17 protein-coding genes and 1 riboswitch are annotated in these 14,885 nt (G+C 28.3%); of the genes, 7 read left to right on the forward strand and 10 right to left on the reverse strand.

What is annotated here, in order from left to right:
- The first annotated feature begins 353 nt into the window (after window positions 1-353).
- From murI to J418_RS0113770, 4 genes are read left to right on the forward strand one after another with little or no spacing between them, the layout of a single operon-like run.
- Window positions 354-1,145, forward strand: coding sequence for a glutamate racemase (gene murI, locus J418_RS0113755; RefSeq protein ID WP_017753168.1), 792 nt, complete (start codon window positions 354-356; stop codon window positions 1,143-1,145).
- Window positions 1,146-1,188: 43 nt separating this feature from the next.
- Window positions 1,189-1,581 (forward strand): DUF3783 domain-containing protein, encoded by a 393-nt coding sequence (locus J418_RS0113760; RefSeq protein WP_017753169.1) that lies wholly within the window; start codon window positions 1,189-1,191, stop codon window positions 1,579-1,581.
- Window positions 1,582-1,607: 26 nt separating this feature from the next.
- Window positions 1,608-2,276 carry an XRE family transcriptional regulator gene (locus J418_RS0113765; protein ID WP_017895890.1) on the forward strand — a complete coding sequence of 223 codons (669 nt, stop codon included), beginning with the start codon at window positions 1,608-1,610 and terminating at the stop codon, window positions 2,274-2,276.
- A gap of 30 nt (window positions 2,277-2,306) precedes the next feature.
- Window positions 2,307-4,106: a heme NO-binding domain-containing protein gene (locus J418_RS0113770; protein ID WP_017753171.1), complete on the forward strand. Its 1,800-nt coding sequence runs from the start codon at window positions 2,307-2,309 to the stop codon at window positions 4,104-4,106.
- Between the two features lie 53 nt (window positions 4,107-4,159).
- Here the strand turns inward: J418_RS0113770 and J418_RS0113775 are convergent, their stop codons facing one another.
- Together J418_RS0113775 and J418_RS0113780 are read right to left on the reverse strand one after the other, a co-directional pair.
- Window positions 4,160-5,059 carry a radical SAM protein gene (locus J418_RS0113775; protein ID WP_017895891.1) on the reverse strand — a complete coding sequence of 300 codons (900 nt, stop codon included), beginning with the start codon at window positions 5,057-5,059 and terminating at the stop codon, window positions 4,160-4,162.
- Between the two features lie 54 nt (window positions 5,060-5,113).
- Complete coding sequence (locus J418_RS0113780) at window positions 5,114-6,163, reverse strand: YkvI family membrane protein (RefSeq protein ID WP_376701670.1); 1,050 nt, start codon at window positions 6,161-6,163, stop codon at window positions 5,114-5,116.
- A 129-nt stretch (window positions 6,164-6,292) separates the two neighbouring features.
- Between J418_RS0113780 and J418_RS0113785 the strand changes: the two genes are divergently transcribed.
- Genes J418_RS0113785 through J418_RS0113795 form a run of 3 tightly spaced genes read left to right on the forward strand, consistent with a single transcriptional unit; the run spans window position 6,293 to window position 9,094 of the window.
- Window positions 6,293-7,384 (forward strand): hypothetical protein, encoded by a 1,092-nt coding sequence (locus J418_RS0113785; protein WP_017895893.1) that lies wholly within the window; start codon window positions 6,293-6,295, stop codon window positions 7,382-7,384.
- A gap of 45 nt (window positions 7,385-7,429) precedes the next feature.
- Window positions 7,430-8,350 (forward strand): tRNA modification radical SAM protein MnmL/YtqA, encoded by a 921-nt coding sequence (gene mnmL / locus J418_RS0113790; protein ID WP_017895894.1) that lies wholly within the window; start codon window positions 7,430-7,432, stop codon window positions 8,348-8,350.
- 27 nt (window positions 8,351-8,377) lie between these two features.
- Complete coding sequence (locus J418_RS0113795; protein WP_017753176.1) at window positions 8,378-9,094, forward strand: 2-phosphosulfolactate phosphatase family protein; 717 nt, start codon at window positions 8,378-8,380, stop codon at window positions 9,092-9,094.
- Window positions 9,095-9,130: 36 nt separating this feature from the next.
- On the opposite strand, the gene J418_RS16280 is transcribed toward J418_RS0113795, so the two are convergent.
- The 8 genes from J418_RS16280 to J418_RS0113835 form a co-directional block, all read right to left on the reverse strand.
- Entirely contained in the window at window positions 9,131-9,286 is a 156-nt protein-coding gene (locus tag J418_RS16280) for a septum formation initiator family protein (RefSeq protein WP_017895895.1), read from the reverse strand.
- 27 nt (window positions 9,287-9,313) lie between these two features.
- On the reverse strand, window positions 9,314-10,021 hold the full coding sequence (locus J418_RS0113805; protein ID WP_017895896.1) for an HAD family hydrolase: 708 nt from the start codon (window positions 10,019-10,021) through the stop codon (window positions 9,314-9,316).
- 54 nt (window positions 10,022-10,075) lie between these two features.
- A complete protein-coding gene (locus J418_RS0113810) occupies window positions 10,076-10,909 on the reverse strand; it encodes an energy-coupling factor ABC transporter ATP-binding protein (protein WP_017895897.1) in 834 nt (277 codons plus the stop codon).
- A gap of 18 nt (window positions 10,910-10,927) precedes the next feature.
- Window positions 10,928-11,707: a cobalt ECF transporter T component CbiQ gene (cbiQ, locus tag J418_RS0113815; protein WP_017895898.1), complete on the reverse strand. Its 780-nt coding sequence runs from the start codon at window positions 11,705-11,707 to the stop codon at window positions 10,928-10,930.
- A 2-nt stretch (window positions 11,708-11,709) separates the two neighbouring features.
- A complete protein-coding gene (locus tag J418_RS0113820; RefSeq protein WP_017753181.1) occupies window positions 11,710-12,051 on the reverse strand; it encodes a hypothetical protein in 342 nt (113 codons plus the stop codon).
- A gap of 1 nt (window position 12,052) precedes the next feature.
- The gene (locus tag J418_RS0113825; RefSeq protein ID WP_017753182.1) at window positions 12,053-12,730 is read right to left on the reverse strand and encodes an energy-coupling factor ABC transporter permease; all 678 of its coding nucleotides are present in this window, start codon (window positions 12,728-12,730) and stop codon (window positions 12,053-12,055) included.
- Window positions 12,731-12,866: 136 nt separating this feature from the next.
- A riboswitch (cobalamin riboswitch) is annotated at window positions 12,867-13,059 on the reverse strand.
- Between the two features lie 77 nt (window positions 13,060-13,136).
- A complete protein-coding gene (locus J418_RS0113830) occupies window positions 13,137-14,483 on the reverse strand; it encodes a [Fe-Fe] hydrogenase large subunit C-terminal domain-containing protein (RefSeq protein ID WP_017895899.1) in 1,347 nt (448 codons plus the stop codon).
- A gap of 80 nt (window positions 14,484-14,563) precedes the next feature.
- Entirely contained in the window at window positions 14,564-14,872 is a 309-nt protein-coding gene (locus J418_RS0113835) for a hypothetical protein (protein ID WP_017753184.1), read from the reverse strand.
- Between the last annotated feature and the right edge of the window lie 13 nt (window positions 14,873-14,885).

Below are 14,885 nucleotides of genomic sequence, written 5' to 3' on the forward strand. Positions count from 1 at the left end.
ACATAAGTTTGCCCCCTCATAAATAATAAAAGAGTATAATTACGTTTAATATATATTAAATAATTAATTATATTCCTGTTATATTGTTGATTTTATAATTAATATTTGCATATGTCAATAGGAAAAGATTCAAAATACAGTATAATGACATAAAAATTAATGGAATTTTTATTTGATATAATATGAGTAGTATTAAGGGATATTTGTAAGAATGTATAGTATAATAATGATAAAATAAAATATATGATTTAATGTGATTACATAGGTTGAATTTCAATTTGTATAGTTTATATCTATATTATATAATAGGAATAAAGTGTAAATAGCATGTATTAGCATGATGGAGTGATTATATGGACATGAGAAATAGACCAATAGGATTTTTTGATTCTGGAGTTGGAGGAATAAGTGTTTTAAAACAGGCAGTTGCAATACTTCCTAATGAAGATTATGTATATTTTGGTGATTCAATTAAAGCCCCTTATGGAGTAAAAAATCATGATGAGATTAAAAAGCTTACTTTTGATGCTGTCAAGTTTTTGTTAAATAAGGATATAAAAGCATTGGTAGTTGCATGTAATACTGCTACCAGCGTTGCCATAGAAGATTTAAGAAAAAAATATACAGGGATAATGCCCATAGTTGGCATTGAACCAGCTTTGAAACCTGCAGTTGAGTTCAAGTCTCAAGGTAAGATAATTATAATGGCAACTCCTGTAACCCTACTGGAAGATAAATTTAACAACTTAATGAAAAAATACAGCAATAAACATAAAATACAAAAAATGCCCTGTCCTGGATTAGTTGAACTTATAGAAGAAGGAATAACTTGTGGAGAAAGAGTAGAAGAATATTTAAAAGAAAAATTTTTACCATTTAAGGATGATGAAATAGCAGCAGTTGTATTAGGATGTACACATTATCCATTTATAAAAAACACATTATCAAAAGTATTAAATGAAATGGATAAAAAAGTTTCTATAATAGACGGAAGTATTGGAACAGTAAATCAGCTTAAAAGGCAACTCTTAAAATATGATATTAAGTGTTTGGATAATAATAGGGTTGGAAATGTAAAGATTTTTAATTCTTTAAATACAGATAATATAATAAAATTAAGTTATAAGCTTTTGAAATCACAATAAATACATATAATTTTTAAAATAAATATTTAGGAAGGTGATTTTAATGACACTAAAAAATAATAAATTTATAATAACTTATGGATTAGACAATAAAGAAAATGAAGTTATAGATAAAATATCCAACAGCAAAAATTTTTCTAGTCATAAAATAATTGAGAAATCAATGGCTGGAATGAAGTTGAAAGATATAATAGATGAAAGTACAAATATCATCAAGGCAGTTAAAATACCTGATGAAAAGATAATTTTGTTCAACAATTTAACTGAGTCTGAGTTAAGTAGTTCAATGAAGGAAATTAAAAGTGGGTTTTTAACAAGTCCTATTTTTGCAGTAGTTACTCAAACATCTGTTGAGTGGACTTTTGATTATTTAATCAATCATTTGATGCAGGAAAGAGAATGGTTTAAAAAACAGCAGCAACAAAAGAAAAAATAAGTATGTTCTAGAAAGAGATGGTCTAAATGAGTAGAATAGGAGATAAGATAAGAAATGCACGACAGGTAAAGAAGATGACTCAGAAACAGCTTGCTAAAAAGTTAGGTGTTTCTGAAAAGTTCATAAATGAAGTAGAAATAGGAAAAAGAATAGCCAATCAAGATATAATTGATAGATTATCTAAAATTTTAGGTAAAGAAATAAATGACATAACTATGTCGTTTGAAGAAAATATATATAAAGAGGAAGAAAAGAGTCAAATTAAACCTGTAAACTCTAAAAAAATAGTAAACGATGTGTGGAGTGATGCATTATCAGATGTACTTAAAAATATTCCAATATATAATTATGACTTAAATAAATCAATAGGATTTAAACAACTTCCTGTTATACATAATAAAATTGAGGGGTATTCTAAAGATAAAGTTCTATACTTAAAGATATCAGATGACGATATGTCAGGATTTAGAATAAAGAAGGGTGATATGGCTTTTGGGCATTTAACTCAGGAAATAGAGAACAATGCCATATTGCTTTTAGAATATGATGGTAACAGGGTTGTAAGACAAATTAAAAGGTTAGGTGGAAGTAAAGTACTTTTAATAAGCAATTCCGGAAGCTTGAGAACGGAAACTAAGGAAGAAAAAGATTTAAAACCTATTTTAAAATTGGATAGGCTTGAGATAAATTTATAATTAATAATAAATATGTAAAGGAGGAAAAGAATGAAAGGTACTGTTGTTGCTACGTGGATAAAAACTTGTAGAAAGTTATATGGCGATAAAGTTGCAGATAATGCTATGAGTTCAGTTGGGTGGAGCCCATCTAAAATATTTTTTCCTGTGGAAGATGTAGATGATGAAAAAGTAAAACAAACAATTAAAACCATATCAAGATTAAGTAATGACCCAATTCAAGTAGTGTGGAAAAAGATTGGTTTAGATAATATAAAGCAGTTTTACAAGGTTTATCCAGCGTTTTTTAAGCATGAAAATCTTTACTCGTTTTTTAAATCTATGTTTGATGTTCATGTTGTCATGACTAAAAAATTTCCCGGTGCCAAACCTCCTTTGGTAATTATAGAGCCTATTTCTAATAGGGAAGCTATATTTGAATATAAATCTAAAAGAGGAATGTTTGATTATCTATTGGGTATGATAGAAGGAAGTGCTAAATTTTTTAATGAAAAATTACAGATAGAGCAAATTGAAAAAAATGATTCTTATATGAAGTTTAAATTTACTTTTGAAAATGATATATATTATAAAAAAGTCTATAGATTTAGTAAATTGCTTTCTTTTGGATTTATAAAAAATTTAGGTGCAAAAGTTGGTATATTTAACTTTATCTTATGCTTTATTGTATCTGGTTTTTTATTTGGAATACATGATATAGTTAAGATATTATTCGTTTCTGCAGCAGCTTTTATTGGGTCATATATATCAGGTTCTTTATTAGTAAAACCTAAAAAATTAATATTAGATAGTATATCCAAAATAAAGAATAATAGTTACATTGAAGACAGTGATATAGAGACAGGTGATTTCTTTGAAGATATATATAAATCTTTAAAAGATTATAAAGGAGTTGTTAGATCTGACTTTGTTGGTTTTAAAGGTGTTACTGATGAAATGGGAGCTTTTGTCAGCAATATAAATAAAATAAGCAGTTCCATGAGCAGCACATCAAATGATATATCAGGAGTAGTAGAACAGGTAGCGGATGGTGCTGTAAATCAGGCCGAAAATACGGAAAGTGTAGCATCAATATTAAATGAAAATATAAGTAATCTTAAAAGTATAGTAGATAATGAAAACAATAATAAGTCTGAATTAGAAAAGGCCATAGATAAAATAAACAACAGTTATGAAAATGTAAATAGTACAAGCAACAACATATTGAATACTTTGGAGAGCTTTCAACAAGTTAAGGATAAGGGATCAGAACTTCAATCTAAAGCAATAAATATTACAAACATAGTTTCTATAGTTTCTGGAATTTCAGAACAAACTAATTTATTAGCTTTGAATGCATCTATAGAGGCTGCAAGAGCAGGTGAGCAAGGTAAAGGATTTGCTGTAGTAGCAGAAGAAATAAGAAAATTGGCAGAGCAGTCACAAGATGCTGTGGAAGAGATTAATTCTAATCTTAATAAATTTGTAGAAGAGATAAAAGAACTTGTATATAAAATAGAATCACAGTTTAATGTGCTCCAAAGTGAAACTACCAACCTCGAAGAGGTAAGGCATATAAACTATGAAGCAACAACATCAATTAGCAGTGTAGCATCATCTATGATAGAAACCATTAATGAGCTTACTAAAGAGTCAGACTCTATTTCAGGTGTCTATGATAATGTAGAATCTTTGGCTGCTATTGCAGAAGAAAATTCTGCTTCTTCTGAGGAAGTAAGCGCTAATATATCTAATTACACAAATGAAATTAAAAAACTTGTAAAAGGTATAGGAGAATTTAAAGGAATAACTGAAGTATTTAAAAATGATCTTGAAAAATATAAAATTTAATGAATATATATTTATAGAAGCCTAGTTTTAGAGAATATTTTAAGACTAGGCTTCTATATTCCACTTAAATTGAAATCTGGTACAAAGTTTCTAGACGAACTTCCAGAATCCTGTATAAATCCATTAGTAATTCCAAGTGAAATACAATAATCAATCATCTTATCATAATGTTTAGGATTTAAAGGCTTATTTAATTCAGGAAACATGTAAGATTTATACATGGGAGTATATTGATTCATAAGACTTATATAGGCTGAATCTGAAAAGTTATTTGCAATATAATCTATTATTTTCTTTGAGTCAAATAGTAATCCGGGAAGCATCAAATGTCTTATTATGACACCTTTTTTTATAAGTCCATGTTTATCTAGTTCAACACTTCCGACTTGTTTTATCATTTCTTCTATATTTTTAGATGCATATTCAAAGTAATTTGGTGCACTAGAATATTTTATAGCATATTTATCATCAAAATATTTAAAATCTGGTAAATATACATCTATATATCCTTCTAAATATTTTATCGATTCTAAATTAGAATAACTATTTGTATTAAATAAAATTGGTAATCGCAGCCCATTTGATTTGGCAATATCCAATGCTTTTACTATTTGAGGTATGTAGTGAGTGGGAGTTACCAAATTTATATTATGGGCACCTTTTTCCTGCTGCTCTAAAAATATTTCACTTAATCTCTTTATAGAAATTTCTTTTCCAAATCCTTTAGAACTTATATTGTAATTTTGGCAAAATACACATTTTAGGTTGCAGTTTGAGAAAAATATTGTTCCTGATCCACAAATACCAGATATGCATGGCTCTTCCCATTTATGTAGGGATACTTTTGCTATTTTGACTTTTTCTCCTGCTTTGCAAAATCCAAGTGTATTTTTTGTTCTATCTACACCACAGTTTCTTGAGCATAATTTGCAGTATTGTAATTTATCTAACATTTAAGGGCACTCCAATCAATATAATGGTATATTTTAATAATAACATAAAATTATTTAATTAGGTTTCTTTACATAAAATATTAAGCACTGTAATATAAATATTAAACTTACTATACCAAATGCAGGATATAAAAACGATATTAATTTTGTAAATCCTATTTGAGATATAGGTATAGTTATAATTATTATTAATACACAGGCTCGCTTATAAGGTAAATTGAACACTTCCTCAAAATTTTTAGCAGTACTATATATATTTGAAACTTCTGTTGAGAACATCTCAAGCCACATTACAAACAGCAATAATATTTGTAGAGACTTTCCAAATCTATTAGCTATGTATAATAGAGGAATTTCATACTTGAATATATAAGGCACATTTAGTATAAGTAAGAAATTTATTATTAAAGCCAGTAATGTGAGCCCTAATGAACCTAACAGTACACCTCGCATAAGCAAATTTGTATTTTTAATTTCCTTGCATAATGGTACAAGCACACCACTGCAGCATAATATGTTAAAGCATCCATATATGAGGGAAGAAAAGATCCAATGGCTTTTAAATCCTGAAATAGTGTTTATTTGAGATATATTTATTTCTCTATAAAATAATATATATATTATAAATATTGTAAGTATTATTGTTATAAGGCAAGGTACTATAAAAGAGTTTATTTTTATTAACCCTTTAGTATCTTTAAATAATACAAATAGAGAAATTAATACCATTGCTATTATTCCAACCCATTTAGATATTCCAAAATATTGATGTATTAGAGCGCCACTTCCGGCTAATATTATAGATGAACTTCCTATTAGAAAAAATGTAGTCAATGAATTTATTATAATCCCTAAAATTCCAGGGCTGACAAGTGAAATTAATCCATCATAAGAGTTTAATTTGTACTTGGAACTTATATTTATTATGAAAAATGACATTAATATGTATATAATAAAGCACAATAGTATACCAAAAAAACTTTTATAGCCATATATAGTAAAGAATTGTGTTATTTCTTGACCTGATGCAAGTCCGGCACCTACTACAGTACCTATGAAAACAGCTGCTATTTGTAAAGATATTAGTAATTTTTTATTCAATATATATCCCCCATTTCTATGCAAAAAAGTATCATTAATATAATATATAAAATTAAATTTAAATAATGTATTATAAATTAAATTTTTATTTAAGGGAAAAATATAATTAAAAATATAAGGGGATGATAATGCATGAATAAATATGGAATAAAATTATTTTGTATTATAGTTTCATTTTTGGCACTTTTTACAGGATGTCAAATGGATTCAAAGAATAAGTCTTATATTACCGAAAATAATTTTGATATGAAAGCTGCTTCAAGTGTAGCTGAAGCATATATGAACTATCTTGTAAAAGATGATACGGACAACATAAAGAAATTGTATTCAAAGGAACTTTTAAATACACCAACAAAAAATGAAAATAAAAATTTGAATATATTGGGATATAATTTAGCTAATAGCAGTCAAGTTGGAAAATCAGGAATTTTTATAATGAATGTTTGCAGATCAAGCAAGGAAAAGCCATTTGCAAGTTTGGATCAATATTCAATAAAAATAATAAAGGAAGGAAATAACTATAAGATATCAGAAACTAATAATATAATTCAAAGAGAAGTCTTTATATATAAAAATAAAATAAGGTTAAAAAATAAAAATGATGCTAATTCTAATTTAGTTATGTCCCTGAGAGGATTACCAAATTATATATTTTCAAAGGATGATAAGGTAAATATAGATAAAATACAAGTACCTAGACGTAGATTTGGAATGCTGAACTTCTCATATAATGGTAATTTATTGGCAATTACCAGCATGGATACAAATACTTACATAGGAATAATAAGTATAGATGATTCACTGATAGTTCAAGGACAGTCAGGAGGAGATCAGGAAAGTGGTAAAGGAAATGAAGATACCAGTCAAAGTCAAGATGATATGGAGACTTCAATTGGAAAAGAAATAACTTCAATTGATCTTTTGAAAAATTCTAAAGTTAATTTTATGGGATTCTCCAAAGATGAAAAATTTTTGGCCGTACAATATTCAAATGATAGTGTTAATAGTTGTATTAGAGTTTACAAAGTAGATGGAGGAGATATGGTAAAATATAAGTTTGAAGAAAATTTCCCAATGGATAAGGTTAATGTAACATTTTCTTCTTTTGATGAAGATGTATTGAATTTTGATGTTATAGCCAAATCAAAGCAAGATGATTCCATAAATGATATTACAGGTAAATGGCAGTTAGATTTGAAGGAATTTAAAGCAATTAGAATGTGATATAATGTTGTTAATTAATATGTATAAGTTGGAGGATGAATTTTATTGCTTTGGGGAGATAAGAGATATTATAGTTTAAATTATTATTTGAGAAATAAGTTTGGATGTAAAGTATTTAAAATATCTTTAGATGCAGGATTCTCCTGTCCTAATAGAGATGGTACGATAGGTATGGGAGGATGTGTATTTTGCAGTGATAGAGGATCTGGGGATTTTGCTGGAAATAGGAAATTTTCCATACATCATCAATTTCAAGATATAAAACAAGTTATGAATAATAAGTGGAAATCTGGTAAATATATTGCGTATTTTCAAGCTTATACTAACACTTATGCACCAATTGAGGTGCTTAAGGAGAAATATGAAGAAGCTGTAAAAGAAGATGGAGTTGTTGGGCTTGCTATAGCAACTAGACCCGATTGTCTAAGTAGGGATGTTTTGGATTTAATTTATGAATATAGCAAAAAATTATACACATGGATTGAACTTGGGCTTCAGACATCCAATGAAACAACTGCTGTAAAGATAAACAGAGGATATAAACTTGATACTTTTGAAAAGGCAGTTACTGAGTTGAAACTTAGAAATATTGATGTAGTTGCTCATGTTATATTCGGATTGCCATATGAAAGATATCAGGATATGATGAATACTGTAAAATATGTTTCTAATATGAAAGTAAATGGAGTAAAATTTCATTTGTTGCATTTAATGAAGCATACACCTCTAGTCGAATTATATAATTCAGGATTGTTAAAATTTATGAGTAAGGAAGAATACATAGAGTTAATATGTGAAGCAATTGCAAATACGGATTCTAGTATAGTTATACATAGGCTTACCGGAGATGCTCCTAGAAGTATGTTGATTGAACCAAAATGGAGCTTGAAAAAATGGGAGATACTAAATGCAATAGATAAAAAACTAAATGATGAAAAGATTTATCAGGGGATTAATTTAAGCTAATAACAAACAAAAATGGGAGTGTGCTTTATGAATATAGATATAATTATATCAGCGGATGATATAAAAGAGGATAAGATAAAGAATAAATCTGTATTAGTGATAGATATGCTTAGGGCAACTTCCGTAATAATTACGGCTATAAATAATGGTTGTAAGGAAGTTATACCCGTATTAAATATTGATGAAGCTCTTGATATAGTTAGTTCAAATAGAAGCAAGTATATACTAGGTGGGGAGAGAAATACAGTTAAAATAAAAGGTTTTGATTTTTCTAATTCTCCGTTTGAATATAAGACAAATGTAGTAAAAAATAAAATTTTGGTTATGACAACTACCAATGGTACTAAAGCTATTAAAAATAGCATTACAGCTAAGAATATTTTAATAGGAGCTATGATAAATGCAAAGGCAGTGGCTAGTAAATTGGTAGGCTTGAATAATGATATTGTTATTGTAAATGCAGGTACTAATGGACAGTTTTCTATAGATGACTTTATTTGTGCTGGATATATTATAGAAAATATTATGAGTATTACTGATAGTATAATAACTTCAGATATAGCAACAACAGCTAAATATATATATGATAATAATAAAAATATAATAAGTTTTATTAAATATGCAAAGCATTATAAAGTGATTAAAAATCTGAAATTAGATAAGGATTTGGAATATTGCTGCCAAAAAGATATTGTTAGTATAGTTCCAGAATATGAAAATGGCTCAATAATAAATAAGAAATGATATTATAAATCAATATATAATATCATTTCTTATCTATTAGTTATTCCTAAGTGATTTGATTTTGTGTTTTAATTTTTTATTTTCATATTTTAAAAGTAAAATTTGTTTTCGCTGAGCTGAAATTTTGTTCTTTAAATAATAAAAAGCTGCTAATGAACCAGATATAAGTATAAAAAACAAGAAACCTATCATAATTATATACTCCTAAAATTGTGCTGATTATATTATATTAATATATTTATAAAATATGCTGATTAATTCAGAAAAGTTCGTGATACCTAAATCTGAATATTGTAATAGAGTATTCCAACTATGAGGACAGTAGGCATCTTTTACTGCTATAACCTTCATATTTAATAATTTAACTGTTTTAATAGCATCAAGTGAATCTTCAAATACAACACATTTTCGAGGAATTACTTTAATTTTTTTTGATGCCATAATATATATGTCAGGAAAATTCTTCCCACGTTTTACATCTTCAGTTGTAGTAATTACATCAAATAATTCATATATATTATTTTTCTTTAAAGCGGTCTCTGCCAAGGTTCTGTAATTGCTTGTAGCTAAAGCTATTTTTATATCTTTTGATTTCAAAAGCTTTAAAAATTCCAGTGCATAAGGTTTAAGCATCATAGTATTTGAGTATTTATAAAAAGCCATATCATACCATTCTTTTTGTATAACATCTATACTGTCCGATAAGTTGAATTTATCTTGAAAGTATTTAGCTGTTTCAGTAAAACTAAGATTTTCTATATCATATTTTAGATTTTTAGGAATACTTACTCCTCTTTTTCCTAAGTATTCTCTATCAATATCATCCCATATACACATAGAATTAATAAGTGTACCATCTAAATCAAAAATAGCACCACTAATATTTTTAAATAGATCTATAAACTTTTTCTCTTTTGATGTATCCATATATTTATCTCCATTAATCATAGTAAATCTATAATAATTTTAACATAAAATAATTTATTTAATCGTATTTTTCTTAAAAAGTTCTCTAGCCTGTCCTATAGTTAAAGGAAGATTGTTTGATTTTATAAATCCATCTTTTATTAGAATTTCTGTTAAATGAGCTACTCTAGGAAGCCTTAAATTTATTTTTCTAAGTATATCTACATTTGAAAATACTTCTTTAGTTGATCCATGGAGAACTATTTCACCTTTGTTTAAAACAAATATTCTATCTGCTAGAAGAGGAACTATATCAACATCGTGGGTAGAAAATATTATGGTGATTTTTAAATCTTTATTTATAGAGTTTAATAATTTTATGAGTTGAGATACACCAATAGGATCTAAAGCTGCAGTTGGCTCGTCCAATACAAGAACTTTAGGTTTCATTGCTAGAACACTGGCAAGTGCAACTCTTTTTTTCTCACCACCACTTAAAGTATTAGGACTTCTATTTTCATATTCAGATATTTTAGTTGAGTTTAAAGCCCATTTTATAAGTTCATCTAGTTCTTTACCTTTAATCCCCATATTCATAGGACCATAGGCAATTTCCTGACGTACATTGGAATTGAAAAGTTGATCATCTGAATCTTGAAATACCATACCTACATTTTGTCTTATTTTAGATAAATTCTCTTTACAGACAGTCATTCCATCTACAGTAATATTTCCAGAAGTAGGGGTCAAGAGTCCGTTAAAAAGCTGAAATAGAGTAGATTTTCCAGCTCCGTTTGGTCCAAGTATTGCTATTCTTTCTTGTGGATTTATATTCATATTTATATTTTTAAGAACTGTATTTCCGTCAACATAAGTATAGTTTACATTGGATAAGTTTATAAGTTCCATATTTATCACCTTTTTTAACTAGATTAATATATTTAAGATTAATATGCTTATTAAAATAATTTCTAAAAATATACCAAGGTATAGATCAAATTTTGGTATAGGATGATTAAAGAAGTTTATTGTATTACTTGTTTCACTATATCCTCTACTAAGCATAGCTTTATATATTCTAGTGCTTTTATCTAGAGATTTTATCAATATATAAAGTGCAATTTTTCCAGAATCTTTTATTTTATTTATCCAATTCAATGAATCACCAAGACGGCTAAGTTGAGCTTTTTTCATATTTTGTGCAGTTTCTTCTATTATGAATAAATATCTATACATCATATCGGCTATATCAATTATTATAGAGGGAATCTTAAGTATTCTTAATGTTTCTAAAATTTCTATCATAGGAGTACTAAAGGATAGAATACAAGCTAAGCTTACGGCAGTTATAATTCTCAAAAGAATTATAAATCCAAGCTGAAGCCCCTCTCTATAAATATTTAATTTTATGGAACCAAGATAAATGCACGTTAATATATGACTCCCATTAGTAAATAAACTACTTAAAAAAACTAACCATGCTATTGCAAATGGAAGAATAAGTCTGATTAATAAATTCTTCCAGGGTATTTTTAATGTATTAAAACATATTAATGAAATTAGAAAAAGAGAAATTATAAAATACCAGTGTGAAGAAACAGCAGCAATTATTATGCTGCTGAGAAATAACACTGTTTTTATTCTTCCATCCATACGATGTATAGGAGTATTTAAATTATTGAAATGATTAAAATTGGATAATTCCATTTTTATTCTTCCTTTAAAGATTTTTTATTTGATTCTGGTTTAGCAAAAAGTTTTTCCCAATGATGCCCTATAATTATACCAGAAAAAAATCCGGCTACAGTAAAAGCACCTACCTGTGCATCCCCAGGTAATTCAACAAAAGGATGACTTTCTGCTTTTATTGTCTTAGATGCCATTGTATTTACTACGTCATCTGTTCCGCCAGCATCCATTTTATGGTTGTACATATATTTGCTTGAAACAAATATGCATAATAGGATAGTAAAAGCAATGCCTAACATTACCTTGGTGAACTTATCTAAAAACTTTAAACTGGAACTAGTATTTTCAATATTTGAACTCATATTAAATAGCCTCCTTGTCTTTTGGTTTAAATAAAACATTAGGCATAAGATCTGGTCTTCTAGAAGCCAAAACTTGAATAATTACTGCAGTAAAAACACCTTCTGCTATAGCTAGAGGTATTTGAGTCGGTCCATATCCGAAGAAAAATACCATCCATTGTTTAAAAAACGGGATATTACCATGTAAATCTAATGCAAGTTCAAAAGCTGCCGTTAAATATGTTAATATGTCTCCTACAATTCCTGCTGCTCCAGCAGCCAGCCATAAAGGACTTTTAAAATATCTAAATATTTTCCATATCAGGTAGCCGGAAATTCCCCCAACTATACCCATGGAAAAGTTATTTGCTCCAAGGGTAGTTATACCACCATGTCCTAGAAATATTGCCTGAAAAAACAGAGCTATTGCTGAAATTACTGTAGTTGCAAAGGGCCCAACTATTATTGCTGCTAGGGCAGTACCACAGGGATGAGAAGAAGAACCTGTTACGGGTACGGGAATGTGCATCACTGATATAATAAACACTGCTACTCCCATCATAGCTAGAAAAGGTTTGTAATATAAATTTTCCTTTACTCTCTTTTTTATCTCTTTAACACCAGGAATAAGAAATACTGCGCTAATAGCGTACCAGGTACCCCAGGACTGTGGTGAAAGTATACCATCTTCTATATGCATAAAAAGCCTCCAAAATAAAATTTTTTTATAATTGTATAATTACATTAAAAGACCCCTCAGCAAAAATACTGTGGGGTTTAAATATAATCGTAATTAAAAGGACACATCGAAAACCCCCCTATCTGTCGTAGAGTTAATGGATTAATATTACAGGCAGGTATTCTGACTTAAGCATCATCATCTTTATAACCTTCCCAATTTCTCAGTGATATTTTAATAAAGACTTCGCTTTTACAGCGGCGGGACCGTGCGAGATTTACACTCAACTTCCCTTTTAATCAATTCAGTATTAATTAATATTAAATTGAACCTTATAATATATTATTAATTTTTATAAGTAATTATACGATTATTAGTTTGACATAAAATAAAATTTATGTCAAACTAATTATATTTTTTATGTAGTTTAAAAGTTCCTCTCAAATATAGATATTTTTTCTTCATCTTTAAAGTCATCTATAGAATTGATTCCTATTTTATTCAATATGGTATTCATGCATATACTGTCTACTGCCACATTGATATCTGAATTGTTTGCAAATTCATCTACATGTTTTTTGCCTTGTTCTTTAGAAATTATAGCTTTAGGTCCACCGACACAGCCGCCAATACATCCCATGCCTTCTATGAAATTAGCATGTATTTCATTATTTTGAGCTTTTGAAAGAATTTCTTTGCATTCTTTTATTCCATTTGCTTGAATTGCTTTTAATAAATTCTTTTTTTCAGGAAATATTCTTCCTACTGCGTCGTTTACTGCAATAGATACACCACCTGTACGAGCATAAAGTCTTCCACCTTTTGAAGCATACTCTGAGGATTCATCATTTTCAAGTTCAGAAGGATTTATTTTAAAAGTTTCAAATATATCCTTTAACTCTTGAAATGTAAGTACAAAGTCTATGCTTCCTGCTATATCTTTGTTTTTTGCCTCAGCTTTTTTAGCTATACAGGGTCCAACAAATACAACGTTGCAATTTGAGTTTAATTTTTTTATAACTCGCCCTGCAGCTATCATAGGTGAAACTGAAGGAGACACATATTTTACTAAATCCTTATAAACTCTTTTTAACATACCAACCCACATAGGGCAGCAGCACGAGGTTATCATAAGATCATCTTCACTATTTACGTAATGATCGAATTCTATGGATTCTTTTAATGTGAGCATATCTGCGAAAAATGCTACTTCCACCATGTCAGTAAAACCCATCTTTTTAAAGGCACTTCTGAGTTGACCTATTTTTATGTCGCTGCCAAATTGCCCTACTATTGCTGGTGCTACTGCAGCAATTACAGGAGAGTTATCTTTTAATATATTTGCTAAAGGTAAAAATTGAACCTGATCCATTATGCCACCCGATGGACAAGATTCCACACATATTCCGCAATCTGTACATTTATCCGTGTCAATATAAGTTGTATTTTTATCATTGTCTACAAGTATAGCTTCAAAAGGACAAGATTTTACACAGGCGATATCGCCATTTTCATCCTTGCAATCTAGAGAACAGCGTTTAGTTTTATTTACTATTTTATTATTTTTATTATAGTTTTCTATAGCATTTTTTAAATCGGATGTAAAATTGCTGCTATATGGTATATTAGTTCCACAAAGTGAAGAAATTACAGAACATAGTTCTTCTTTATCAATATTGCTTTCTGAGAAAATTTCTTTTATTTTTTGCTCGAAATTTCCACTATAGTATGATTCTAGTATAACCTTGAATAACTGGCTATATTTTTCTTTCATTCCAAACAGCTCCTCGGGAAATAATGTATTTTATTACACTTATTATATCATATTATATATCAGTAAATATATAATATTGTTTAAACTGATGAATCACCAGTACCCCTAGTTGGAACTGTGGACATTAGGAAACCTACCAATATCGATACAACAGCTGGAGCAATTATATTTATATATGCTATATAAGAAGTCCTATATAATGAAAATGCTATAATAGCATTTATACCTATAGTGATTAAAAACACGTATATTATGAATTTGGCCATAGAACTAAATATTTTTTCATATATCTTATGTCGTATAGGTCCATTAAGTATATTTTTAAATAGATAATAAGCAATAAAAATCAATACAATATCTACTCCAGCTGATATTAAAAAGTTTTTCAAATTAAAACACCTC

Origin of the sequence: Clostridium tyrobutyricum DSM 2637 = ATCC 25755 = JCM 11008 (assembly GCF_000359585.1) — a bacterium.
GTDB lineage: Bacteria > Bacillota > Clostridia > Clostridiales > Clostridiaceae > Clostridium_B > Clostridium_B tyrobutyricum.

Coding starts and splice junctions, on each gene's coding strand:
- J418_RS0113805 (WP_017895896.1), bottom strand. CDS start 10,021: ATGGATACATCAAAAGAGAAAAAGTTTATAGATCTATTTAAAAATATT.
- J418_RS0113775 (WP_017895891.1), bottom strand. CDS start 5,059: ATGTTAGATAAATTACAATACTGCAAATTATGCTCAAGAAACTGTGGT.
- J418_RS0113825 (WP_017753182.1), bottom strand. CDS start 12,730: ATGCATATAGAAGATGGTATACTTTCACCACAGTCCTGGGGTACCTGG.
- murI (WP_017753168.1), top strand. CDS start 354: ATGGACATGAGAAATAGACCAATAGGATTTTTTGATTCTGGAGTTGGA.
- J418_RS0113830 (WP_017895899.1), bottom strand. CDS start 14,483: ATGAAAGAAAAATATAGCCAGTTATTCAAGGTTATACTAGAATCATAC.
- J418_RS0113810 (WP_017895897.1), bottom strand. CDS start 10,909: ATGGAACTTATAAACTTATCCAATGTAAACTATACTTATGTTGACGGA.
- J418_RS0113770 (WP_017753171.1), top strand. CDS start 2,307: ATGAAAGGTACTGTTGTTGCTACGTGGATAAAAACTTGTAGAAAGTTA.
- cbiQ (WP_017895898.1), bottom strand. CDS start 11,707: ATGGAATTATCCAATTTTAATCATTTCAATAATTTAAATACTCCTATA.
- J418_RS0113820 (WP_017753181.1), bottom strand. CDS start 12,051: ATGAGTTCAAATATTGAAAATACTAGTTCCAGTTTAAAGTTTTTAGAT.
- J418_RS0113765 (WP_017895890.1), top strand. CDS start 1,608: ATGAGTAGAATAGGAGATAAGATAAGAAATGCACGACAGGTAAAGAAG.
- J418_RS0113795 (WP_017753176.1), top strand. CDS start 8,378: ATGAATATAGATATAATTATATCAGCGGATGATATAAAAGAGGATAAG.
- J418_RS0113760 (WP_017753169.1), top strand. CDS start 1,189: ATGACACTAAAAAATAATAAATTTATAATAACTTATGGATTAGACAAT.
- J418_RS16280 (WP_017895895.1), bottom strand. CDS start 9,286: ATGATAGGTTTCTTGTTTTTTATACTTATATCTGGTTCATTAGCAGCT.
- J418_RS0113785 (WP_017895893.1), top strand. CDS start 6,293: ATGAATAAATATGGAATAAAATTATTTTGTATTATAGTTTCATTTTTG.